This window comes from Luteimonas terricola (assembly GCF_004352845.1).
GTDB classification, from domain to species: domain Bacteria; phylum Pseudomonadota; class Gammaproteobacteria; order Xanthomonadales; family Xanthomonadaceae; genus Luteimonas; species Luteimonas terricola.
Window position 1 is genome coordinate 371,617 of record NZ_SJRX01000003.1, and the last position, 22,810, is coordinate 394,426.

At 69.0% G+C, this 22,810-nt stretch carries 24 protein-coding genes; 15 read left to right on the forward strand and 9 right to left on the reverse strand.

The features are described from left to right. The first annotated feature begins 48 nt into the window (after window positions 1-48). A complete protein-coding gene (locus tag E2169_RS09255; RefSeq protein ID WP_132986326.1) occupies window positions 49-282 on the forward strand; it encodes a DUF6116 family protein in 234 nt (77 codons plus the stop codon). Between the two features lie 5 nt (window positions 283-287). Next, a complete protein-coding gene (locus E2169_RS09260; RefSeq protein ID WP_132986327.1) occupies window positions 288-1,070 on the forward strand; it encodes a TatD family hydrolase in 783 nt (260 codons plus the stop codon). A 22-nt stretch (window positions 1,071-1,092) separates the two neighbouring features. Here the strand turns inward: E2169_RS09260 and E2169_RS09265 are convergent, their stop codons facing one another. Continuing rightward, window positions 1,093-1,929, reverse strand: coding sequence for a tRNA threonylcarbamoyladenosine dehydratase (locus E2169_RS09265; protein WP_132986328.1), 837 nt, complete (start codon window positions 1,927-1,929; stop codon window positions 1,093-1,095). A 62-nt stretch (window positions 1,930-1,991) separates the two neighbouring features. Here E2169_RS09265 and E2169_RS09270 point away from each other — a divergent pair, with 62 nt between their 5' ends. The 5 genes from E2169_RS09270 (at window position 1,992) to E2169_RS09290 (ending at window position 6,603) form a co-directional block, all read left to right on the forward strand. Continuing rightward, the gene (locus E2169_RS09270; protein WP_132986329.1) at window positions 1,992-2,480 is read left to right on the forward strand and encodes a hypothetical protein; all 489 of its coding nucleotides are present in this window, start codon (window positions 1,992-1,994) and stop codon (window positions 2,478-2,480) included. 159 nt (window positions 2,481-2,639) lie between these two features. Then, a complete protein-coding gene (locus tag E2169_RS09275) occupies window positions 2,640-3,119 on the forward strand; it encodes a glycine zipper 2TM domain-containing protein (protein WP_132986330.1) in 480 nt (159 codons plus the stop codon). 76 nt (window positions 3,120-3,195) lie between these two features. Continuing rightward, window positions 3,196-3,681 carry a DUF456 domain-containing protein gene (locus E2169_RS09280; protein WP_132986331.1) on the forward strand — a complete coding sequence of 162 codons (486 nt, stop codon included), beginning with the start codon at window positions 3,196-3,198 and terminating at the stop codon, window positions 3,679-3,681. 425 nt (window positions 3,682-4,106) lie between these two features. Beyond that, on the forward strand, window positions 4,107-5,231 hold the full coding sequence (locus E2169_RS09285) for a phospholipase A (protein WP_132986332.1): 1,125 nt from the start codon (window positions 4,107-4,109) through the stop codon (window positions 5,229-5,231). A gap of 106 nt (window positions 5,232-5,337) precedes the next feature. After that, complete coding sequence (locus tag E2169_RS09290) at window positions 5,338-6,603, forward strand: phospholipase D-like domain-containing protein (RefSeq protein WP_132986399.1); 1,266 nt, start codon at window positions 5,338-5,340, stop codon at window positions 6,601-6,603. A 486-nt stretch (window positions 6,604-7,089) separates the two neighbouring features. On the opposite strand, the gene E2169_RS09295 is transcribed toward E2169_RS09290, so the two are convergent. Next, on the reverse strand, window positions 7,090-8,616 hold the full coding sequence (locus tag E2169_RS09295) for a fumarate hydratase (protein ID WP_132986333.1): 1,527 nt from the start codon (window positions 8,614-8,616) through the stop codon (window positions 7,090-7,092). Window positions 8,617-8,708: 92 nt separating this feature from the next. Between E2169_RS09295 and E2169_RS09300 the strand changes: the two genes are divergently transcribed. The 7 genes from E2169_RS09300 to E2169_RS09330 all read left to right on the forward strand — a co-directional run bounded on the left by E2169_RS09300 (window position 8,709) and on the right by E2169_RS09330 (window position 16,557). Beyond that, a complete protein-coding gene (locus E2169_RS09300; protein WP_132986334.1) occupies window positions 8,709-9,299 on the forward strand; it encodes an RNA polymerase sigma factor in 591 nt (196 codons plus the stop codon). Further along, window positions 9,296-9,985, forward strand: a complete 690-nt coding sequence (locus E2169_RS09305) for a hypothetical protein (RefSeq protein WP_132986335.1) — start codon at window positions 9,296-9,298, stop codon at window positions 9,983-9,985. The genes E2169_RS09300 and E2169_RS09305 overlap by 4 nt, the downstream gene beginning before the upstream one ends. Before the next feature lie 15 nt (window positions 9,986-10,000). After that, window positions 10,001-10,882 (forward strand): DUF4097 family beta strand repeat-containing protein, encoded by an 882-nt coding sequence (locus E2169_RS09310; protein ID WP_132986336.1) that lies wholly within the window; start codon window positions 10,001-10,003, stop codon window positions 10,880-10,882. Between the two features lie 76 nt (window positions 10,883-10,958). Further along, on the forward strand, window positions 10,959-12,839 hold the full coding sequence (locus E2169_RS09315) for an ABC transporter ATP-binding protein (protein WP_132986337.1): 1,881 nt from the start codon (window positions 10,959-10,961) through the stop codon (window positions 12,837-12,839). A gap of 87 nt (window positions 12,840-12,926) precedes the next feature. After that, window positions 12,927-13,736: a ferredoxin--NADP reductase gene (locus tag E2169_RS09320; protein WP_132986338.1), complete on the forward strand. Its 810-nt coding sequence runs from the start codon at window positions 12,927-12,929 to the stop codon at window positions 13,734-13,736. Between the two features lie 76 nt (window positions 13,737-13,812). Further along, on the forward strand, window positions 13,813-14,235 hold the full coding sequence (locus tag E2169_RS09325; protein WP_132986339.1) for a universal stress protein: 423 nt from the start codon (window positions 13,813-13,815) through the stop codon (window positions 14,233-14,235). Between the two features lie 111 nt (window positions 14,236-14,346). Further along, the gene (locus E2169_RS09330; protein ID WP_132986400.1) at window positions 14,347-16,557 is read left to right on the forward strand and encodes a M3 family metallopeptidase; all 2,211 of its coding nucleotides are present in this window, start codon (window positions 14,347-14,349) and stop codon (window positions 16,555-16,557) included. 270 nt (window positions 16,558-16,827) lie between these two features. Here E2169_RS09330 and cfa read toward each other — a convergent pair whose 3' ends face one another. The 6 genes from cfa to E2169_RS09360 form a co-directional block, all read right to left on the reverse strand. Continuing rightward, window positions 16,828-17,958, reverse strand: coding sequence for a cyclopropane fatty acyl phospholipid synthase (cfa, locus tag E2169_RS09335; protein WP_132986340.1), 1,131 nt, complete (start codon window positions 17,956-17,958; stop codon window positions 16,828-16,830). A 76-nt stretch (window positions 17,959-18,034) separates the two neighbouring features. Beyond that, window positions 18,035-18,880 carry a DUF3298 and DUF4163 domain-containing protein gene (locus E2169_RS09340; protein ID WP_132986341.1) on the reverse strand — a complete coding sequence of 282 codons (846 nt, stop codon included), beginning with the start codon at window positions 18,878-18,880 and terminating at the stop codon, window positions 18,035-18,037. Between the two features lie 520 nt (window positions 18,881-19,400). Next, on the reverse strand, window positions 19,401-19,610 hold the full coding sequence (locus tag E2169_RS09345) for a cold-shock protein (RefSeq protein WP_132986342.1): 210 nt from the start codon (window positions 19,608-19,610) through the stop codon (window positions 19,401-19,403). A gap of 258 nt (window positions 19,611-19,868) precedes the next feature. Next, entirely contained in the window at window positions 19,869-20,582 is a 714-nt protein-coding gene (locus E2169_RS09350) for a pseudouridine synthase (protein WP_132986343.1), read from the reverse strand. 58 nt (window positions 20,583-20,640) lie between these two features. Then, window positions 20,641-20,919: a GNAT family N-acetyltransferase gene (locus E2169_RS09355; protein ID WP_132986344.1), complete on the reverse strand. Its 279-nt coding sequence runs from the start codon at window positions 20,917-20,919 to the stop codon at window positions 20,641-20,643. An 11-nt stretch (window positions 20,920-20,930) separates the two neighbouring features. Continuing rightward, on the reverse strand, window positions 20,931-21,806 hold the full coding sequence (locus E2169_RS09360) for a hypothetical protein (protein WP_132986345.1): 876 nt from the start codon (window positions 21,804-21,806) through the stop codon (window positions 20,931-20,933). Window positions 21,807-22,012: 206 nt separating this feature from the next. Here E2169_RS09360 and E2169_RS09365 point away from each other — a divergent pair, with 206 nt between their 5' ends. Next, on the forward strand, window positions 22,013-22,198 hold the full coding sequence (locus tag E2169_RS09365) for a hypothetical protein (protein ID WP_132986346.1): 186 nt from the start codon (window positions 22,013-22,015) through the stop codon (window positions 22,196-22,198). A gap of 1 nt (window position 22,199) precedes the next feature. Here the strand turns inward: E2169_RS09365 and E2169_RS09370 are convergent, their stop codons facing one another. Next, window positions 22,200-22,802: a rhomboid family intramembrane serine protease gene (locus E2169_RS09370; RefSeq protein WP_132986401.1), complete on the reverse strand. Its 603-nt coding sequence runs from the start codon at window positions 22,800-22,802 to the stop codon at window positions 22,200-22,202. Window positions 22,803-22,810: the final 8 nt, after the last annotated feature.

Consider the following 22,810-nt stretch of genomic DNA (forward strand, 5'->3'; position numbering starts at 1 on the left):
ATTCCCTGCGTGATAGCGTGCTGGCAACGCGATTCACGGAGTCCGGCCGTGCCCAATCCCATCCTCGCTCCCCTGCTCCGCTGGCTTGGCCGGCTGAGCTATCCGAAGCTGTTCCTGGTGGCCGCGGCGCTGTTCGTGGCCAACCTGTTCGTGCCCGACCCGCTGCCCTTCGTCGACGAGCTGCTGCTGGGCATCGGCGCGATGATGATCGCGCGGCGCAAGCGCAAGCCCGGGCCGCCGCCGGACGAACGGGTGATCGACGGCGAGGCCCATCGCGGCTGAGAGCCATGCTGGTCGATTCGCACTGCCACCTCGATGCCGGCGAGTTCGCGCATGACCGTGCCGAGGTGGTGGCGCGTGCGCGCGCCGCGGGCGTGCATGCGCAAGTCCTGCCGGCCACCCACGCCGACGAGTGGCCGGCCCTGCGCGAGGCCGCGTCCCCCGATGACGGCCTGTACGCCGCCTACGGCATGCACCCGACCTTCCTGGAGCACCACCGCGAGGAACACCTGGCGCAGCTGCGCGACTGGATCGCGCGCGAGCGCCCGGTGGCCGTGGGCGAATGCGGGCTGGACTTCTTCGTCGACGGCCTGGACGCCGACGCCCAGGCGCGGTTCTTCGATACCCAGCTGCGCATCGCGCGCGACGCCGACCTGCCCGTGATCGTCCATGCGCGGCGCGCCGTGGACCAGGCCACCGCCGCGATCCGCCGCATCGGCGGCCTGCGCGGCGTCGTCCACAGCTTCTCGGGCAGCCGGCAGCAGGCGGAAACGCTGTGGGACCTGGGCTTCCTGGTCGGCCTCGGCGGGCCGGTGACCTACGAGCGCGCCAATCGCCTGCGCACGCTGGCGGCGACCATGCCGCTGGAATTCCTGCTGCTGGAAACCGATGCGCCGGACCAGCCCGATTCGGGCATCCGCGGCCAGCGCAACGAACCGGCAAGGCTGACGGTGGTCTGCGAAACGATCGCCTCGCTGCGCAACATGCCTGTCGCCGAGGTCGCCGCGGCCACGACCGCCAACGCGCGCCGCCTGTTCGCCCTGCCCGACCGGGTCGCCACCACCGCTTGAACTGCGTACCGCGCCTTCGCGATCAGTCGCTGGAACCCGTATCGGCGCCGGCCGGCGAGGCCTCGCGAACGGGCGCACGCGCCAGCAGCATCTCCAGCGTCTTGCCGGCGGCGGCGAACGCGAAGGCGCCGGTGATATGGGTGGCCGCACCCAGACCACCGCCGCAGTCGAGCTTGAATCCGTCCTCGCCGCCGAGCTGCGGACGCAGGCCACAGACGCTGCCGTCGGCCTGCGGGTAGCGTACGTTCTCCAGCGAGTACACCGCGGGGACGCCGAAGTAGCGCTTGGCGCCCTTCGGGAAATTGAACTCGCCGCGCAGCTTCTTTCGCACCAGGGCCAGCATCGCGTCATGCTCGGTCTTCGACAGGTCGCGCACGCGCACCAGCGTCGGATCGACGCGACCACCGGCCGAACCCACCGCCACCAGCGGCAGCTTGCGGCGCCGGCACCAGGCGATCATCTCGACCTTGCTGCGGAAGCTGTCGCAGGCATCGACCACCAGGTCGTAGCCGCGATCGAGCAGCTCGCCCAGGTTGGACGGCGTGAGGAAGCTGGGCACGGCATGCACCACCATCGCCGGATTGATGGCGCGGCAGCGCTCGGCCATGGCCTCGACCTTGGCGCGACCGTAATGGCCGTCGAGCGCCGGCAGCTGGCGGTTGGTGTTGGACACGCAGAGGTCATCGGCATCGATCAGGGTCAGCGTGCCGACCGCGCTGCGCGCCAGCGCCTCGGCAACCCAGGAGCCCACACCGCCCAGCCCGACCACGGCGACGTGGCAGGCGGCGAAACGCTCCACCGCGCCGCGGCCATAAAGGCGGTCGATGCCCGCGAAACGTTCGTTCCAAGCCGTGTCCATCCGCCCATTTTAGCGGTCGCGCCGCCTACAATCCCCGCTTTCGCCTCACCGGAAGCCACAGCATGTCGACGCCGAAGCCGCAAGCCACGCCGATTGATCCGTCCGCACCGCGTCCGCCGCGCAAGCCACCGTCGGCCGCCGGGCGCTACCTGTTCCTGTTCCTGCTGGGCCTGGTGATCGGCGTGATCACGGTGGTGATGCTGTTGCGCGCCCTGGAAAACCGCAAGGGCTGGCAGGACCATTACCCGACCGCGGCGATGCAGCTGATGTCGGCCCACACCGCCCAACTGCGCCAGAAGCTCGATGCCAACCGTTGCGCCGCCACCGACGTGCTGCCCCACCTGCAGGCGCTGCGCACCTTTGGCAACGACCTGGACCCGGCCTTCGCGGACCTGCGCGACAACACCCGCTTCGCCGGCCATACCGGCAGCTTCCGCGCCACGCTCGACAAGGCGCTCACGGCACCACCGATGAACTGCGCCGGCCTCAAGAGCACGCTCGAGGACATCGGCGGGGACTGCAAGGCCTGCCACACCGACTTCAGGGGCTGAGCTCCGCGCGCCGCGCCTGCCGGCGCCAGCGCATGAACACTTCCTGCACGCGGCGCCGCGACGGCGCCGCTGGGCATGCTCGATTGATCGGCTGTTCACGCCCCACGCCCTAACGTCGGCGGCGAGAGGCATTCCCCATGCCGTGCCAGGAGCCAAGCCATGAAGATCCGCATGATGAGCGCCGCCGCGATGATCGCCGCCACCGCCCTGGTCGGCTGCGCCAGCACCTCCCCGGGCTACTCCTCCGGCGGCTACGGCAGCGGCTACGGCGGTTCGCAGGGCGCCTACTGCGAGACCTGTGGCGTCGTGACCCGCATCGAACAACGCGGCCGCGCCTCGAACACGCCCAACGCCACCGGTGCGGTGATTGGCGGCATCGTCGGCGCGGTCGCCGCGCGCGAGATCGCCGAGCGCAACACCGACAGCGACGGCCGCGCCAATACCGCCACCGCAGTGGGCGCCGTGGGCGGCGCCGTCGCCGGCAACGCCATCCAGAACCGAGTGCAAGGACAGTCGACCTACGACATCCATGTGCGGCTGGACAACGGTCGCATGACGGTCGTCACCCAGAACGACCTCGGCGGCATCCGCGAGGGATCCTACGTCAACGTAGCCAACGGCCGCGCCTTGATCCGCTGAGCCCTCGCACCCCTTCAAGTCATCTCTCTCTTCACGGCCCGCTCTGCGGGCCGTCTTTCTGTGGAAGACTCGCGCAATGGAACTGCAGCTCCTCTATTACGTCGTGGCCGCGGTGCTGGTCCTCATCGGCATCGCCGGCACCATCCTGCCGGCACTACCAGGGCTGCCGCTGGTATTCGCCGGCATGGTGCTGGGCGCGTGGGCCGGCGATTTCGAGCACATCGGCATCCCCGTGCTGGTGGTCCTCGGGCTGCTGACCCTTCTCTCGCTGGTGGTGGATTTCTGGGCCACGGCCCTGGGCGCGCGGCGCGTCGGTGCCAGCGGCAAGGCAGTCGCCGGCGCGGTGATCGGCACCTTCGTCGGCATCTTCTTCGGACCCATCGGTCTGTTCGCGGGCCCCTTCGTCGGTGCGTTGGCGGGTGAGCTTCTTCATGGTCGCGACGTGGCCAAGGCGACGCGCGTGGGCTTCGGCACCTGGATGGGGATCGTGTTCGGCACGGTGCTGAAACTGGGGCTGGCGTTCACGATGATCGGGCTGTTTGTGCTGGCGTGGATTTTTTAGGTTCTTCTCCCAACTGAGGAAATGGCGCGCCATTGATAGAGCGCGGGCGCCGGGTGCCAAGGCCCTTGAGTGCTCATGTCCCCCGGTGCGCAGCAGTACGCGGTGGCGCAGGAGCAAAGTCCGGCTCGCGCATCTGCAGCCGAAGCCGAGCCCCGCCGTGGCCGGGAGGCCTTCGCGGGGAAGTCAAGGAGGAGGCATCCGCCGCCAGGCGGATGCCGGGGGACATGAGCCGCGAAGGCCTCCCGGCCGCGGCGGGGCCCTCCAGGCCGCGGCGAGGCATAGCGAAAGAAGCAGACACTCTTCGTCTCAACCGGTTCCCCGGAATTGGGAGATGAACCATCTTTCAGGGTCGCGAGGGCGCCGGAGACGGCGTTGACGCGCCACCCGCTAGACTTCGCAAATCCGCAATCACGAGGGCCGCAGGAATGCATCCAGGCAAGACGACGCAGCTGCTGTTGCCCCTGCTCTGCGCATTCCCGCTCGCTGCACAGGCACAAGCGGTCGACGAAGCCGGTGCGCGCACCTCGCCCGCGGCCTGCGTCGCGATCGAAACCGCGGTCGAACGCCTGGCCTGTTATGACCGCGCCATGCAGCGCGCCGGGTCGTCGCCTGAAGACGCAGATGCCGCGGCCGCGCGTGCCCGCGCCGAGGTGCGCGAAGCCAGGCGTCCCGGCGGCGATACCCACAGCGACGTGTTCCCGCACGACGACGACCCGCGCCGCGCACTGGCCAATGCCGGCCGCGGGTCGCTGCTCGACAGCCGCTGGGAGCTGGCGCGGGACTCGAAGCTGGGCACATTCAACATGCGTGCGTACAAACCGGTGTACCTGCTGCCGGCGTTCTGGACCAGCAGCCCGAACTCCACGCCGACATCGTCGTCCGACGGCCAGGAGCTGCAGCTGGCGGCCGTGGACGACATCGAGACCAAGTTCCAGCTCAGCTTCAAGACCAAGGCGGTGGAGAACCTGTTCGGCGACAACGGCGACATCTGGCTCGGCTACACGCAGAGCTCGCGCTGGCAGGTCTACAACACCGAGGACTCGCGCCCATTCCGGGAGACGAACTACGAACCCGAAGTGCTGCTGGTGTTCCGCAACAGCTACAGCCTCGGCGGGTGGAAGGGGCGCATGGCCGCGGTCGGCATCAACCACCAGTCCAACGGCCGCGGCGATCCGCTGTCGCGCAGCTGGAACCGGGTGATGTTCAACGTCGGCCTCGACCGCGAAAACTGGGCGATCACTTTCCGGCCGTGGATCCGCATCTCCGACGGCAGCGACGACGACAACCCGGGCATCGAGGACTATCTGGGCCGCGGCGACGTCACCCTGGTCCACGCCCGCGGCGACCAGACCTTCGCGCTGATGGCGCGGCACTCCCTGCGCAGCGGCGATCGCTCGCACGGCGCCCTGCAGTTCGACTGGGGCTTCCCGCTCAGCAGCCACCTGCACGGCCACCTGCAGCTGTTCAGCGGCTACGGCGAGAGCATGCTCGACTACGACCACAAGGCCACCTACGTCGGCTTCGGAATCTCGGTCCTCGACTGGTTCTGACCGGTCCGGCTTCACACGCTGCTGAATGCGATTGCGGGAGAGTGCGGCCTCCGGCGCCCCGACGCCGAGGATCCCGATGAGCCGAAGAACCTGGAGCCGCAAGCGCATGGCGTGGACGATCGTGCTGACTGTCGCCATCACGGCGCTGGCCGTGGTGCTGGCGATGAACTTCTCGACGCCAGAGAAGAAGATCGAACGCAAGATCGCGCACCGGCACGCGATCGCCGACCCGCAGTTCCGGCGCGAGATGTCGGTCCTGCTGGGTCCGGCGATCCTGCCCGGCAACCACGTTGTCGACTACGAGAACGGCGACGAGATCTTCCCCGCGATGCTCGAGGCCATCGCGTCGGCGCAGCAGACGATCACCTTCGAGACCTATATCTACTGGTCCGGCGACATCGGCCAGCGCTTCGCCGACGCACTCTCCGAGCGCGCACGGGCGGGCGTCGCGGTGCACCTGATGATCGACTGGGTGGGCAGCATCAAGATGGACGAGGAGATGCTGCAGGCGATGAAGGATGCCGGCGTTCTGGTCGAGCGCTACCGCCCGTTGCACTGGTACAACCTCGGCCGCATGAACAACCGCACCCACCGCAAGCTGCTGGTGATCGACGGCCGCGTGGGCTTCACCGGCGGCGTCGGCATCGCCGACCAGTGGACGGGCCACGCCCAGGACCCGGACCACTGGCGCGAGGCCCATTTCCGCATCGAGGGCCCTGCGGTGGCGCAGATGCAGTCGGCGTTCAACGACAACTGGATCAAGACCACCGGCATCCTGCTCAACGGCCCCGCCTACTTCCCCCCGCTCGAGCCCGCCGGCGACATGGCCGCGCACCTGTTCATCGCCTCTCCCGCCGGCGGCAGCGAGAGCATGCACCTGATGTACCTGAGCGCGATCGCCGCGGCGGACCGCTCGATCGACCTCGCCGCGTCCTACTTCGTTCCCGACGAGCTGATCATCAAAGCGCTGATCGCCGCCCGCCAGCGCGGCGTCCGCGTGCGCGTGCTGCTTCCCGGCGAGCACATCGATTCGGAAACGGTGCGGCTGTCATCCAAAGCCACCTGGGGCGAGCTGCTCCAGACGGGCATCGAGATCCACGAGTACGAACCCACGATGCTGCACGTGAAGCTGCTGATCGTGGACGGGGAGCTGGTCTCCCTCGGCTCCACCAACTTCGACATCCGCTCCTTCCGCCTCAACGACGAGGCCAGCCTCAACGTCTACAACCGCGACTTCGCCGCACGCATGACCGAAGTCTTCGAGGCCGACCTGGAGCATGCGAAGCAGTATTCGCACGAGATGTGGGAGCGCCGGCCGCTGCGCGAAAAACTGGCCGAGAAGTTCGTCCGCCCGCTCCGCTCCCAGCTTTAGTGCTTGGACTCGTGCGGCGGGGTCGTTGGGTACTCCGCCGCCACGACCTTCGGCCCGAAAAAGTTCATCTCCCGACTCCGGGGGAACGGTTTCGACGAGGAGTGTCTGCTTCTTTCGCTACGCCTTGTCGTGACCTGGAGGGCCCCGCCGCGGCCGGGAGGCCTTCGCGGCTCATGTCCCCCGGCATCCGCCTGGCGGCGGATGCCTCCTCCTTTACTTCCCCGCGAAGGCCTCCCGGCCACGGCGGGGCTCGGCGTTGTTGCAGCTGCGCGGGATGCCCGCTTTGCTCCTGGGGCCACCGCGCACTGTTGCGCGCCGGGTGCCAAGGCCCTTGAGAGCGAAGTCAAGGAGGAGGCGCTGGCCGCAGGCCAGCGCCGGGGGACATGAGCACTCAAGGGCCTTGGTACCCGGCACCCGACACCCCGCGCCCGCGCTGTATCAATGGCGTGCCATTCCCTCAAATGGGAGAAGAGCCCGAAAAAAGGGTCAGGCGGTCTCGACCACCGTCAACGGAATCGCGCCGATGCGCGACTGCCACTCCCGCGGCCCCGTCTCGTGCACCGACTCGCCCGTCGAATCCACCGCCACCGTCACCGGCATGTCCTGCACCGTGAACTCGTAGATCGCCTCCATGCCCAGGTCCTCGAACGCGAGCACCCTCGCCGCCTTGATCGCCTTGGACACCAGGTAGGCCGAACCACCAACGGCCATCAGATAGGCCGACTGGTGCTTGCGGATGGCCTCGATCGCCGCCGGGCCGCGCTCGGCCTTGCCGACCATGCCGAACAGCCCCGTTTCCGACAGGATCTGCTCGGTGAACTTGTCCATGCGCGTGGCCGTGGTCGGACCGGCGGGACCGACGACTTCACCGGGGACCGGATCGACCGGGCCGACGTAGTAGATGAAGCGGCCCGCCAGGTCGACGGGCAGCGTCTCGCCCCTGTCGAGCATTTCGACCATGCGCTTGTGCGCGGCATCGCGGCCGGTCAGCAGCCTGCCGTTGAGCAGCAGGGTCTCGCCCGGCTTCCACGAGGCGACATCTTCGCGGGTGACCGTGTCGAGGTCGACGCGGCGACCCTTGGAGGCGTCGTAGGTGATCTGCGGCCAGTCTTCCAGCGAGGGCGGATCCAGTGCGACCGGGCCGCTGCCGTCGAGCGTGAAGTGCGCATGCCGCGTGGCGGCGCAGTTCGGAATCATCGCCACCGGCAGGTTCGCGGCGTGCGTCGGGTAGTCCTTGATCTTGATGTCGAGCACGGTGGTCAGGCCGCCCAGGCCCTGGGCGCCGATGCCCAGCGCGTTGACCTTCTCGAAGATCTCCAGCCGCATCTCTTCCAGCCGGTTCGAGGCACCGCGGGCCTTGAGGTCGACGATGTCGATCGGCTCCATCAGCGCTTCCTTGGCCAGCAGCATCGCCTTCTCGGCGGTGCCGCCGATGCCGATGCCGAGCATGCCCGGCGGGCACCAGCCGGCGCCCATGGTCGGCACCGTCTTCAGCACCCAGTCGACGACGGAGTCCGACGGGTTGAGCATGGCGAACTTCGACTTCGCCTCAGAGCCCCCGCCCTTGGCGGCCACGATCACGTCGACCGTGCCGCCCGGGACCACCTTGAAGTTGACGATCGCCGGGGTGTTGTCGCCGGTGTTGCGGCGCTTGCCGGCCGGGTCGGCCAGCACCGAGGCACGCAGCTTGTTGTCGGGCAGGTTGTAGGCGCGGCGCACGCCCTCGTTGACCATGTCCTCGACGCCCATGGTGGCGTCGGTCCAGCGCACGTCCATGCCGATTTCAAGGAACACGGTGACGATGCCGGTGTCCTGGCAGATCGGACGGTGGCCCTCGGCGCACATGCGCGAGTTGATCAGGATCTGCGCCATCGCGTCCTTCGCGGCCGGGGATTCCTCGCGCTCGTACGCGGCCGCCAGGTTCCGGATGTAGTCCACCGGGTGGTAGTAGCTGATGTACTGCAGGGCGTCGGCGACGCTCTGGATGAAGTCCTGCTGGCGGATCTCGGTCACGGCGGGCTCGGATTGCGGGCGTAGGCACCCATTTTAAGCCGCGGCTGACCGGAGGCTTAAACCCTTTGCCGTGACGCTGCATCCGACTGGGTATGCTCGACGCCGCCATGACCGACAGCCCGCAAGCCCCGGCCACCGATACCGGGGACGGCGACCACGCCCTGGCGCTGGCCGCAGCCGCCGGCGATGCGGCCGCCTTCGAGGCGCTGTACCGCCGCCACACCGGTCGTGTCCACGGCGTGGTGCTGCGCCTGGCGGGCTGGCAGCACGCCCGCGCCGAGGACCTTGTGCAGGAGGCCTTCCTGCGCGCCTGGCAGGCGCTGCCGCAGTGGCGCAGCGAGGCCGCCTTCGGCACCTGGCTGTACCGGCTGGCGGTGAACACCGCGCTGATGGACCTGCGTGCGCGCCGCGTGCGGCCAGTGCTTGACGGCGACGACGACGACGCGCTGAACGCCTTGCCTTCGGTCGACGCCTTCGGCCACGGTCCTGCCACGGCCATGGACCTCGGCAAGGCCGTGGCCACCCTGCCGCCCCGCGCACGCGCCGTGCTGGTGCTGCACGACATCGAAGGCTGGACCCACGCCGAGATCGCCGCCGCGCTGGACATGGCGGTCGGCAGCTCGAAGGCCCAGCTGCACCGCGCGCGCGGCCTGCTCCGCGCGCGTCTTGGAGATACGCCATGACCAACACCCGCTCCCCGCACGACGACGACAGCCCGCTTCCCGCAGTCCTGGCCTCCGGCCTGCGCGCGCTGCGCGACGACCTCGCGCCGGATCGCGACCTCTGGCCGGCCATCGCGGCCCGGCTGGAGCCGCGTGTCCGGGCGACCGGTGACACCGCAGCTGCGACGGCGGCGCCCGGCCCCATGCGCCCACGCACCGACGGAGCCGCAAGCGCACCGCAGGCCCCCGCGCCGGGCACCGTCGCGCCCCGTCGCGACTGGCGCCGCTATCTCCGCCGCCGCAACGCCGGCTATGCCACTGCGGCCGCGGTGGTGCTGGCCGTCGCCATCGCCTGGCAGCTGTTGCCGGTGAAGACCGTGGTCGACCCGGCCGCCGACCCCGCCAACGTGGTCGCCACCAGCGCCTCGGCTGCCGGGGAATCGCCGCTGCTGCGCGCCGCGGATGCCCTGGCCCGCGAATACCAGGGCGCCATGCGCGAGGTCCAGGCCACGACGTCCGACGCCGCCCGCGCCAGCGAAGCCAGCGCGACCGCGGCGACGACGCCCGACGGGCTTGACGCCGAACTCGAACGCAGCGCCGCGGAAGTCCGCGCCGCGCTGGCCCGCGACCCCGATGCACTGCATCTGTTCCATCGGCTGCAGCGCATCTACGCCCACCGCCTGGCGCTCAGCCTGCGCCAGGCCTGACCCGAGGAGTCATCCATGAACCGCTATCTCATCGGCTTTGCGCTGGCCGGCCTTGCCTTCCCCGCGCTGGCCGCCACGCCGATCAACGAAACCCGCCCGCTCGACGCCCGCGGCGAAGTCGAGGTGTCCAACCTCAAGGGCAGCATCGAAGTCCGCACCTGGGACCGCAACGAAGTGCGCATCACCGGCAGCCTGGGCGAAGGCGTCGAGCGCCTGGAGATCGGCGACGGCGGAGCCAAGCTGCTGGTGCGCACGCGCTATCCACGCAACAGCCGCAACAGCGAGCCGACCACGCTGATCCTCGAGATCCCGCGCCAGGCGAGCCTGGACGTCGACTCGGTCGCGGCCAGCGTCGATGTCCAGGGCGTGGCCGGCGACGAGCTGGAGATCGACAGCGTGAGCGGCGACGTGGTCGCGGTCGGCGCGCCGCGCAAGGCCAGCATCGAAAGCGTCAGCGGCGACCTGCAGCTGACCCTCAACAGCCACGACGTCGACATCGAGAGCGTCAGCGGCAAGGTGGCGCTGCGCGGCCGCATCGCCGGAAGCATCGCGGCGGAAACGGTATCCGGGAATATCGACATCGACACCCGCGGCGAGCGCCTGGCGCGGCTGGAGGCCAGCACCGTCTCCGGCGACGCCCGGGTCCGCGGCGGCATCGCCGACGGCGGCCGCTTCAGCTTCGAGTCGGTCAGCGGCGACATCCGCCTGGCGCTGCCGCGCGATGCGTCCGCACGGGTGGAAGCCAGCACCTTCAGCGGAGACCTCGATGCTCCCGATGCCAACGTGGTGCGCAAGCGCTACGGGCCCGGCGCCAGCCTCGAGCACAGTTACGGTACCGGCAGCGGCTCGATCGCCATCGAGACCTTTTCCGGCAGCGTGAAGCTGGTGCTCGACTGAGCCCGCGCCGGCCCGCGGCCATGCGCCGCGGGCCGGCGAGTCGCGTCATGCAAGGCAGTCGCGGCATGATGGCGCGATGTCGACCGCTCCCCACTCCGCCACCGCCCCCGACCCGCGGGCAGCCCGCCCCTCGTTCCGCGAGCGCCTGAAGGCCCTGCGCAACCTGCCGCCGTTCCTGCGCGAGATCTGGCGCACCAGCCGGCCGCTCACCCTCGCCACCCTCAGCCTCCGCCTGGTCCGGGCGCTGCTGCCGGTGGCGATGCTGTACCTGGGCAAGCTGATCATCGACGAGGCGATCCGCCTGGTCGGCACCGGCGTGGTCGGCGACGGCTTCGCCCAGGCCTGGCGCAGCGGCCAGCTGGACCACCTGGCGCTGCTGCTGGCGGCCGAGTTCGGGCTGGCGATCCTGTCCGACCTGCTCGGCCGCCTGGTGTCCTACTGCGACCAGGTGCTGTCGGAGATGTTCACCAACGCCGCCAGCGTGCGCCTGATGGAGCACGCGGCCACGCTCGACCTCGAGGACTTCGAGGATCCCGAGCTGCAGGACAAGCTGGACCGCGCGCGCCGCCAGACCATGGGCCGCATGAACCTGATGGGGCAGCTGTTCGGCCAGGCCCAGGACATCATCACCATCATCAGCTTCTCCGCCGGCCTGCTGGTCTACGCGCCCTGGCTGATCCTGCTGCTGGCGGTGGCGCTGATCCCGGCCTTCATCGGCGAGTCGCATTTCAACGCGCTGAACTATTCGCTCAACTTCCAGTGGACGGCTGAGCGCCGCCAGCTCGAATACCTGCGCCAGACCGGCGCCAGCGTCGACACCGCCAAAGAGGTGAAGATCTTCGGCCTGCACCGCTTCCTGGTGGAGCGCTTCCGCAGGCTGTCGCAGGCCTTCCTGGTGGCGAACCGCAGGCTGGCCCGCAAGCGCGCGTTCTGGGGCACCCTGCTCGCCGCCCTGGGCACGCTGGGCTATTACGTGGCCTATGCCTACATCGCCTGGCGCACGGTGCACGGCGACTTCAGCATCGGCGACCTGACCTTCCTGGCCGGCAGCTTCCGGCGCCTGCGCCAGCTGCTGGAGGGCCTGCTGGTGGGCCTGTCGCAGGTGGCCGGGCAGGCGATGTTCCTGGACGACCTGTACTCGTTCTTCGAGATCCAGCCGGAGATCGTGTCCAAGCCCGGCGCGGCGGCGATCCCGCGGCCGATCGGCACCGGCTTCGTGTTCGAGAACGTCGGCTTCCGCTATCCCGACGCCAGCCGCTGGGCGCTGCGCGGTGTCGATCTCGAGCTGCGCGCAGGCGAAGTACTGGCCCTGGTCGGCGAAAACGGCGCCGGCAAGACCACGCTGGTGAAGCTGCTGGCCCGCCTGTACGACCCCGACGAAGGCCGGATCCTCCTCGACGGCCGCGACCTGCGCGACTACGACCTCGACGACCTGCGCGCCAACATCGGCGTGATCTTCCAGGACTTCGTGCGCTTCCACATGACCGCGGCCGAAAACATCGGCGTCGGCCAGATCGAGGCCATGGACGACCGCGAACGCATCCAGGCCGCCGCGCGTCGGGCCATGGCCGAGGAGCTCATCAACGAGTTGCCCGCCGGCTACGACCAGGTGATCGGCCGCCGCTTCAAGACCGGCGTCGACCTCTCCGGCGGCCAGTGGCAGAAGATCGCCATCGCCCGCGCCTACATGCGGGAGGCCCAGGTGATGATCCTCGACGAACCCACCGCCGCGCTGGACGCGCGCAGCGAGTACGAAGTGTTCCAGCGCTTCCGCGAGCTGTCCGACGACCGCACCGCGGTGCTGATCTCGCACCGCTTCTCCAGCGTGCGCATGGCCGACCGCATCCTGGTGATGGCCGACGGCCGCATCGAGGCCAGCGGCACCCACACCGAGCTGATGACCGCCGGCGGCCGCTATGCCGAGCTGTTCGAGCTCCAGGCCGCCGGCTACCGCTAGCCTCCGCGGCGTGTGCCTGCCGCTCCGGCCAGCCCCACTCGCCACGGCGTATAATGAGCGGGTTTCCCTCCCCGACCAAGATCCCGCATGTCCTCCGCGTTTGGCACCGAGACGGTGCTGGACGTCCGTCACTGGACGGACGACTACTTCAGCTTCACCACGACCCGCGACGACGGCTTCCGCTTCGACAATGGCCAGTTCGTGATGATCGGACTGGACCTGCCGCGCCCCGACGGCGGCAGCAAGCCGCTGATGCGCGCGTATTCGATCGCGTCGGCGAACTGGGAAGAGCAGCTCGAGTTCTTCAGCATCAAGGTCGCCGACGGCGCCCTGACCTCGCGCCTGCAGCACGTCAAGCCGGGCGACGAAGTGCTGATCGGCCGCAAACCCACCGGCACCCTGCTGATCAGCGACCTTCACCCCGGCCGCAACCTGTACCTGCTGGGCACGGGCACCGGTCTGGCGCCGTGGATGTCGATCATCAAGGACCCCGAGACCTACGAGCGCTTCGAGCGCGTGGTGCTCTGCCACGGCGTGCGGCGCGAGTCCGACCTCTGCTACCGCGACTACATCGTCAACGAGCTGCCGCACCACGAGCTGCTCGGCGACGTCCTCGGCGAGCGCCTGCTCTACTACCCGGCGGTGACCCGCGAGGATTTCGTGTTCGACGGCCACCCGCATCGCGGCCGCCTCACCGACCTGATGGCCAGCGGGCAGATGATGGCCGACCTCGGCCTCGCCCCCCTGGACCCGGCCCGCGACCGCGCCATGGTCTGCGGCAGCCCGGCCATGCTCGCCGACTTCCGCACCCTGCTCGACGGCCGCGGCTTCACCCCGTCGATGCGCATCGGCGTGGTCGGCGACTACGTCTTCGAGCGCGCCTTCGTCGAGAAGTAGGCAGGCCGGGGCGTACGCCGGTGCCGGCCTGCAAGTAGAATCACGGCCCTCGACCCCAAGCTCAAGGAATCCCGCGATGAAGATCCTGGTCGCCGTTGACGGCAGCGAGATCAGCGTGCGTGCCGCCAAGTACGCCGGCGCGCTGGCCCGCAAGCTGGCCAAGCCGGCGAAGATCTTCCTGGTGGCGGTCGAATCCGCGCCGTTTCCCGGTGTCGTCAGCCGCATCGGCAAGGAGGCGATGGACGCCATCCACGCCGAGAACCACGAACGCATGCTGGCCCCGGCGCGCAAGGCGCTGGCGCGCAGCAAGGCCGACGTGCGCGAAGTCCCGGTGGTCGGCGAACCGGCCGAGGCCATCCTCGCCGCCGCCGGCGACAACAAGGCCGAGCTGGTGGTGATGGGCTCCCATGGCCGCGGCTCGGTCAAGGGGCTCCTGCTGGGCTCGGTGTCGAGCAAGGTCATCGCCCAGGCCGAGCTCCCGGTCACCATCATCCGCTGAGGCGCGGAATCCGGTGCCGGCGCCCATGCCTTTCGTCATGGGAGGCCCCGGCGCGGGGCGGGGTACCCTAGGGGACTCTGTCCCGCAAGGAAACCCCCGATGAAGCATCCGCTGACGCTCGCCCTGGCCATCACCCTCGCCGGGGCCGGCATGTCGCCTGCCCTCGCCCAGTCCACCACCGAAGCGGAGGCCACCATGTCCGCCAGCGTCGAGGCCCTCAAGGGCAACCCCTTCGCGGTCGAGAGCACCCTGCCGCTGCAATACCCCCATTTCGACCGGATCCGCGACGAGCACTTCGCGCCGGCCTTCGACGCCGGCATGGCCGAACAGCTCGCCGAAGTGCGCGCGATCGCCGGCAACGCCGAGCCCGCGTCCTTCGAGAACACCATCCTCGCGCTGGAGACCAGCGGCCAGACGCTGAGCCGCGCCCTGCGCGTGTTCTACAACCTCGTGGGCACCGACACCAACGACGCCCGCAAGAAGCTGCAGGCCGACTACGCCGGCAAGCTCGCCGCCCACCGCGACGCGATCTCGCTGGATCCCGAGCTGTTCGCGCGCATCAAGACGCTGCACGACGCCCGTGACACCCTGGGCCTCGAGGCCGAGGGCGTGCGCCTGGTCGAGGAGTACTACAAGGACCTGGTGCGCTCGGGCGCCGCCCTGGACGAAGCCCAGAAGGCACGCCTGAAGGAGATCAACGCGGAGCTCGCGACGCTTGGCACCACTTTCAGCCAGAACGTGCTGGCCGAGGTCAACGACTCCGCCGTGGTGGTCGACACCGCCGCCGAGCTCGACGGCCTGACGCCGGAGCAGATCCAGACCGCCGCCGACGCCGCCAAGGCGCGCGGCCATGAAGGCAAGTACGTCATCACCCTGCTCAACACCACCGGCCAGCCGCCGATGCCGCAGCTGACCAACCGCGCGCTGCGCGAGCGCATCCACACGGCCTCGGTGATCCGCGGTGCGCGCGACAACCAGTGGGACAACAGGGAGATCGTGGCCACCGTGCTGAAGCTGCGCGCAGAGCGCGCGAAGATGCTGGGCTTCGACACCTACGCCGCCTACGTGCTCGCCGGCGAAACCGCCAAGACGGTGGACGCCGTCAACGGCATGCTCGGCCAGCTGGCCCCGGCGGCCGTGGCCAACGCCCGCGCGGAAGGTGGCAAGCTGCAGGCGATGATCGATGCGGAACAGGCGGCCAAGGGCGAGCCGACCTTCCAGCTCGAGCCCTGGGACTGGGCCTACTACACCGAGAAGGTGCGCAAGGCCGAGTACGACTTCGACGAGTCGCAGCTCAAGCCCTACCTGGAGATGAAGAGCGTGCTCGAGGACGGCGTGTTCTTTGCCGCCACCGAGCTCTACGGCATCACCTTCAAGCCTCGCACCGACCTGCCGAAGTACCACGCCGACACCTGGGTGTACGAGGTCTCCAACGCCGACGGCAGCCAGCTGGCCTTCTTCATCTTCGACCCCTACGCGCGGGACTCCAAGCGCGGCGGCGCCTGGATGAACTCCTACGTGTCGCAGTCGGAGCTCGAGGGCACGAAGCCCGTGGTGGCCAACCACCAGAACATCCCCAAGCCGCAGCCCGGCCAGCCGACCCTGCTGACCTGGGACGAGGTCACCACGATGTTCCACGAGTTCGGGCATGCGCTGCACGGCATGTTCTCCGACGTCGAGTACCCCTACTTCTCCGGCACCAGCGTGCCGCGGGACTTCGTCGAGTTCCCGTCGCAGGTCAACGAGATGTGGGCCGACTGGCCGTCGATCCTGGCCAACTACGCCAAGCACCACGAGACCGGCGAGCCCATGCCGCAGGCGCTGCTGGACAAGGTGGTCGCGACCGCCAAGTTCAACCAGGGCTTCGCCACGACCGAATACCTGGGCGCGGCGATGCTCGACCAGTACCTGCACCAGCTGCCGGCCGACCAACTGCCCGCGGCCGGCGACATCCTCGCCACCGAGGCCACCGCGCTCAAGGCCGCCGGCCTGGACTTCAAGCCGGTGCCGCCGCGCTACCGCACCACGTATTTCAGCCACATCATGGGTGGCTACGCGGCCGGCTACTACGCCTATATCTGGTCCGAGGTGCTGGACGCCAACACCGTGGCCTGGATCGAGGAGAACGGCGGCCTGACCCGCGAGAACGGCGACCGCTTCCGCGCGACCCTGCTCTCGCAGGGTGGCAGCAAGGATGCGCTGCAGCTGTTCACGGATTTCTCCGGCAAGGATCCGGACATCCAGCCGCTGCTGGTCAAGCGTGGCCTGGACGGTAGCGTCGAAGACGGCGCCCCGCCGGCCGAAACCACCCAGCAGGACTGACGCCACCCGACTTCCCCCGCCCCGGCGGGGGAAGTCGCTTCTGCCATCCCATCAATCCTGCAGGAGCCCCGGCTTTTGCTCCCGGGCCACCGCGTACTGCTGCGCACCGGGGGCCAAGGCCCTTGAGAGCGAAGTCAAGGAGGAGGCGATGGCCGCAAGGCCAGCGCCGGGGGACATGAGCACTCAAGGGCCTTGGCATCCGGCGCCCGCGCTGCAGTCAATGGCGCGCCAATCCCCCAGTCGGGAGATGAACCAAAAAAACAGACACAGTCAGCGCGGGACGACGATTCCGCCCGGCACGCCCTGCGGCGACATCAGCACCTGCCACAGCTGGCTGCGCCGCGTCCGGAAGCTCGCCATCGAAGCGGCGAGGTAATACCGCCACATCCGCCGGAACCGCTCGTCATAGCGCGCCGGCAGGCGACCCCAGGCGGCCTCGACGTTTTCACGCCAGGCCTGCAGCGTCAGGTCGTAATCGGCACCGAAGTTGTGCCAGTCCTCGACCACGAACAGGCCTTCGCTGGCCGCTGCGATCTGGCTTGCCGACGGCAGCATCGAATTCGGGAAGATATGGCGTGCGATCCACGGGTCGGTGCGTCGCCGCGAGATGTTGCTGCCGATGCTGTGCAGCAGGAACAGGCCGTCGTCGGGCAGCAGTGAACGCACGAGCTCGAAGTAAGCGCGGTAGTTGCGCACGCCCACGTGCTCGAACATGCCGATCGAGAACACGCGATCGAAGCGCTCCCCGCGCAGCGCCCGGTAGTCCTGCAGGCGGAACTCCAGCGGCAGTCCATCGCACAGACTGGCGGCAAAGGCCTGCTGCTCGCGCGAGACGGTCACGCCCACGCCGCTGACGCCGTAGCGTTCCGCGGCGAACTTCAAGGCCTCGCCCCAGCCGCAGCCGATATCGAGCACGCGCATGCCCGGACCCAACCGGAGCTTCCGGCAGACCAGGTCGAGCTTGGCCTCCTGCGCCAGGTCGAGCGAAGCAGCGAGCCTGCCGTCGCGGTCGTGCCAGTAGCCGCAGCTGTAGACCAGTCGACGGCCCAGCATCGCCTGGTAAAGGTCGTTTCCCAGGTCGTAATGGCGCTCGCCCACGGCGAACGCGCGGCGACCGAGCTGCAGGTTGAGCAGGCGGGCGACCAGGGCGTCGCGCAGGTCGGCCAGGCCCCGCGCGCGCTGGTCGACGCGGGCATCGAGCAAACGTTCGAGCATGCCGTCCAGGCAGGCCGTGTCCCACCAGCCATCCATGTAGGAATCGCCCAGCGCCAACGATCCTCCGGTCAGCAATCGCGCCGGCAGCCGGTCGTCATGGATCTGGATGTCCCAGGGTCTGCCGCCGCCGACGTGGACATCGGCCGAGCCCAGCAAGCCGTGGACACGTTCCCGCACCGGGTGCATCGCCCGCCTCCCGAAGTCGCCCCGGGACGATGCTAGCCCGCCACGGCAGCGCGGGCCAGCCACGCCGGAATCGATCTCAGCCGGCGGTGAACAGCGCGCGGTACTCTGGCGCAAGGTGTGGCAGCAGTACGGCGGCGGGCACCTCCACCGTCTGCACGCCGTCCGAGTACGGCCCCACCTGATAGGGCGGGAACACGAAGCGCAGCGCGCGCAGGCGCCCGCCGGTGCTGGGCACGGGCTCGAAGTTCGCGAAGTTCCCGGCCGTCGGTACCGTGCCCTCGTCGATCATCCTGCCGCCGGTGCGCATCAGGCGCATGCGGTCCTCGGGCTCCAGGTCGTCCGCGTCCAGGCGCTGGGACAGGGCTGCATGCAGCGATTCGCGCACGAAGGCGGAGATGTCGTTCCAGCCCCCCGGTCCCTGGACCAGGGCCTCGGCGCGAAGCATTTCAGCCCGGGCGGGCAGCCAGACGAAGCGCGCCACCAGCGGGTTGCCGTGCGCGCCGCCGGTATAGCTGGTGCCGGTCGCCTGCACGGCCACGACTTCGGGGGTCTCCATCACCATGTCGAAGGGCAGCGCCAGGTCGTAGGGTGCGCCGGCAGCGCCGGTCGACGACGGGTCCCGGGCCTCGACGGCGTCCATCAGGTCGGCGCGTGCGGCATCGGCATAGCGCTTGAGCTCTGCCGCCAGCTCCGGGTAGCTGTTGATCCCGGGCGGATAGCTGATGCCGATGATGTAGCGCGGGTCGGACTCCATCACGTCTTCCAGCACCACCGGTGCGTCGGCAGCGACGCCATCGGCGGTCGGGACCGGCGCCTGCGCGGCGCCGTCCACGGCGCCCCCGGGCACCTCGGCCTCGCGGCGGCAGCCGGCGAGCGCCAGCAACAAGACGAACGCCACGAGACAATAGCGGCTACGGGTCATCCGGGAACCCCCTGTCCTGTCCACGATGCATACAGGCTAGCGGCCCGCGCGTGATGCCGGCGCTCACGCCGCCGGCCGCGTTGCGGCACAAAAAAGGTTCATCTCCCGACTGAGGGACTGGCGCGCCATTGATAATCTCGGGCACCGGGTGCCAAGGCCCTTGAGTGCTCATGTCCCCCGGCGCTGGCCTGCGGCCATCGCCTCCTCCTTGACTTCGCTCTCAAGGGCCTTGGCACCCGGTGCGCAGCAGTGCGCGAGCATTGCACCCGAAGCCGAGCCCCGTCGTGGCCGGGAGGCCTTCGCGGGGAAGTCAAGGAGGAGGCATCCCCCGGCAGGCGGATGCCGGGGGACATGAGCCGCGAAGGCCTCCCGGCCGCGGCGGGGCCCTCCAGCTCACGGCCGGGCGTAGCGAAAGAAGCAGACACTCCTCGTCGAAACTGTTTCCCCGGAGATGGGAGATGAACCCACAAAAAAGCCCCGGACGTTGCCGTCCGGGGCTTTTGATACAGCGATGCGGACCTTACTCGGCCTGCACCTCATCGGCCTGCAGGCCCTTCTGGCCCTGCACAACCTTGAACGAAACCTTCTGGCCTTCCTGCAGCGACTTGAAGCCGGTGCCCTGGATCGAACGGAAGTGGACGAAGAGGTCCTGGCCACTCTCGGGGGTGATGAAGCCGAAGCCCTTGGCGTCGTTGAACCACTTGACAGTGCCGGTCTGACGATCGGACATGGTGTTACTCCTTGGAACAGTTTTTGAAATGACACGGTCCGCCTGGCGGATCCGAGACTGCGAAGCAAGGGGTAGCACAGGAACGATGGAGCGGATCGTCGGACGCAGCCGTCACCGGCCTTGAAACCTTGGATCTACCGCACCGGAGCCACGATGTACCGTGATCCCGCTTTGAACAGTGGGCGAACCATACCCTACTTTCGATTGCAAATGTGAACGGCACCTGCCGTTCATCGGCAGCCACCGCCATTCAGCCTCCTACCAGCCGTCCTGGCTCGGAAGCAGGGCGGCCAGTTCGACATCGCTCAGATTGCGCCAGCCCCCCGGCTTGAGATGCCCGAGCTTCACCGGGCCGATGCGGGCCCGGACCAGGCGCTTCACCCGATAGCCGAAATGCGCGGCCATCAGCCGGACCTGGCGGTTGAGTCCCTGCACCAGGGTGATCCGGAAGCCGTAGCGGCCGAGCTTGCCGGTCCGGCACGGCAGGGTGAGCTGGCCGTGCACCGGCACCCCGCGGGCCATGCCGCGCAGGAAATCGTCGGTGACGGGGTTGTTCACCGCCACCAGGTACTCCTTCTCCAGCTTGTTTTCCGCGCGCAGGATGGCGTTGACGATGTCGCCGTTGCTGGTCAGCAGGATCAGGCCTTCGGAGTCCTTGTCCAGGCGGCCGATCGGGAAGATCCGCTCCTGGTGGTCGACGAAGTCGGTGATGTTCCCGGCCACGCCGGTCTCGGTGGTGCAGGTGATGCCGACCGGCTTGTACAGCGCGATGTAGACGTGGCGGCGCTTGCCGGGCGCAGCGCTGCGGACGCGCAGCGGCTGGCCGTCCAGGAGGACCTCGTCGCCCTCGCCCACCTCGGCGCCGATCCGCGCCCGCTGGCCGTTGACCGTCACCCGCCCTTCGCCGATGAGGCGATCGGCCTCGCGACGCGAGCATGCGCCGGTCTCGCTGATGTGCTTGTTCAGGCGCATGGATGGCAGGCCGACCTTGAAAAGGGGCGCAAGTCTGGCAGATTGCGCGCCCGCCCGTTCAGCCCAGCAGGTCGGCGTACTCGACGTGCCGCTTCACCCAGGCCTCGGCGTAGCTGCACAGCGGCCGGACCTTCCAGCCTTCCACCCGGGCGTGGTGGAAGGCCGCCTCCACCAGCTTTCCGGCAATCCCGCGGCCGCCGATCGCTTCGGGCACATGCGTATGGGTGATGTGCATGATGCCGTCGGCCATTTCGTAATCGAGATTGGCGACATGGCCGTCGACCTCGGTCAGGAACCGGCCCGGGATGCCGTGGTGGATGATGTCGAGTCCGCTCATCAGCGCGCTCCTCAGTCGCTGTCGCCGTTGCGGTGGTCGCGCTTGCCCTGGTTGCGGCGGTCGCGCGTGGAGATGCTGCCATGGATCGGGACCAACCGGGCCTCGCCGGCGTGAAGCTCCCTGGCCTTGCTCGCGGCCTGCGGCGACTGGTAGCCGGGCTGCGGGACGTGGTCGGCGACGGGGTCGAGGGATTGCCACGGCTGCGGCGTCCGGTCGCGTTCGTGCTTGGCCTCGAGCAGGCTGCGGGTGGCCTCGAGGGCCCGCTCCGGAGAGACGCGGCGACGCGAGGCGCTCCGCTTCGCGGGCGTCTTTTTCGAAGCAGCCTTCTTTGCGGGCCGTCCTGCCGCGTCGGCTTTTCGCGCAGGCTGCCTGGCAGGGGCCGCCTTCTTCACGGTGGATATCGCCGGGGCGGCCTTCTTCGCGACGGCCTTCTTCGCGGTGGACTTCTTCGCGACGGATGTCTTCGCCGCGGTCTTCCTGGTCGCGGTCTTCCTGACTGCAGCCTTCCTGGAAGCAGTCATCCCAGCCCCCTTATTCGCGGGCGCCTTCTTCGCGATCGCCCTCTTCGCAGTGGCCTTCTTCACCACCTTCGCTGGAGCATTCCGGCGCGCCTCCGCGAAGCGCTGCAGGATCTCGGCCAGCAGCGCCTCCTTGCGCGCGGTGCGCGCGGCGATGGTGTCGGCCTTGCCTTCGCCGCGTTTCCGCGCCGCCAGCCGCTGGCGCTTCAGCAGGTCGCGGGCCCGGTCGCGCGCGGCCCGCGTGCGCTCGACCCGCCCCGCCAGCGCCGCCCGATCCAGGCCGCGCAGGGCGTTGGCGCGGCTGTCGTCGAACAGTTTCATTTCCGACTTGTTGAGCAGGCCACTCGCCTGGGCACGGGTGAAGGCCATATGCACTCTCCTTTTATCGGGTGCCCCAATGGGTAGCACGGCGGGGATTCAGGCGCAGTGAGCAGCGCCGACCCGCGTCGATTGCGGCCGACCGGCGCGTGTGACTGACCAAACGCGTCACCTGCCGCCCATGCCCTGGCGTGGGCAGGCCGGTTGGCACGCTTGATGCGTGGACCGGGATACGCAACTCACGCACGGAGAGCATCATGCCGCCCATCGTCGATACCCGCGCCGGACACGAAGCCGTTACCCGCCTGTTCGATCTCGTCCGTTCCGGGGACGTGGACAACGTCGAATTCAACCAGCTCGACTCGCTGGTCTATTCGCGCCTGCTCGAGACCTACGCCTGCGACCAGGGCGGCCTGGGCTGCGGCGGCGAGTCGATCTCCTGACTCAGGACATCGGCGACATCAGCCGCGCGAAGAAGACCTCGAGCACGCGCGGCTCCATCAGCACCGTGAACAGCAGGCCGTAGCCCGCACCCCAGAGATGGGCGCTGTGGTTGATGTTGTCGCCGCCCCGGCGCTCCATCCAGATCGAGTAGCCGACGTAGAGCACGGCGTAGACGATCGCCGGCACCGGGATGAAGAACACGAAGATCAGCGCCCAGGGCTGCACCAGGATGAAGGCGAACAGCACGGCCGACACCGCGCCGGAGGCGCCGAGGCTGCGGTAGTTCGGGTCGCCGCGATGGCGCAGGTAGGTGGGCAGGATCGCCACAACGATCGCCGACAGGTAGAACAGCCCGAAGCCGATCGGGCCGATATAGGGCGCGAACATGCGCTCGACGTGGCGCCCGAAGAAGTACAGCGTGATCATGTTGAACAGCAGGTGCTGCCAGTCGGCGTGCACGAAGCCGTGCGTGACCAGGCGGTCGTACTGGCGCTGGCGGGCGATCGCCGGCGGCCACAGCAGCAGGCGCTCCAGCAGGCGACGATTGCCGAAGGCCTGCCACGACACCAGCACCGTCAGCGCCAGGATCGCCAGGGTGACCATGCCGACGC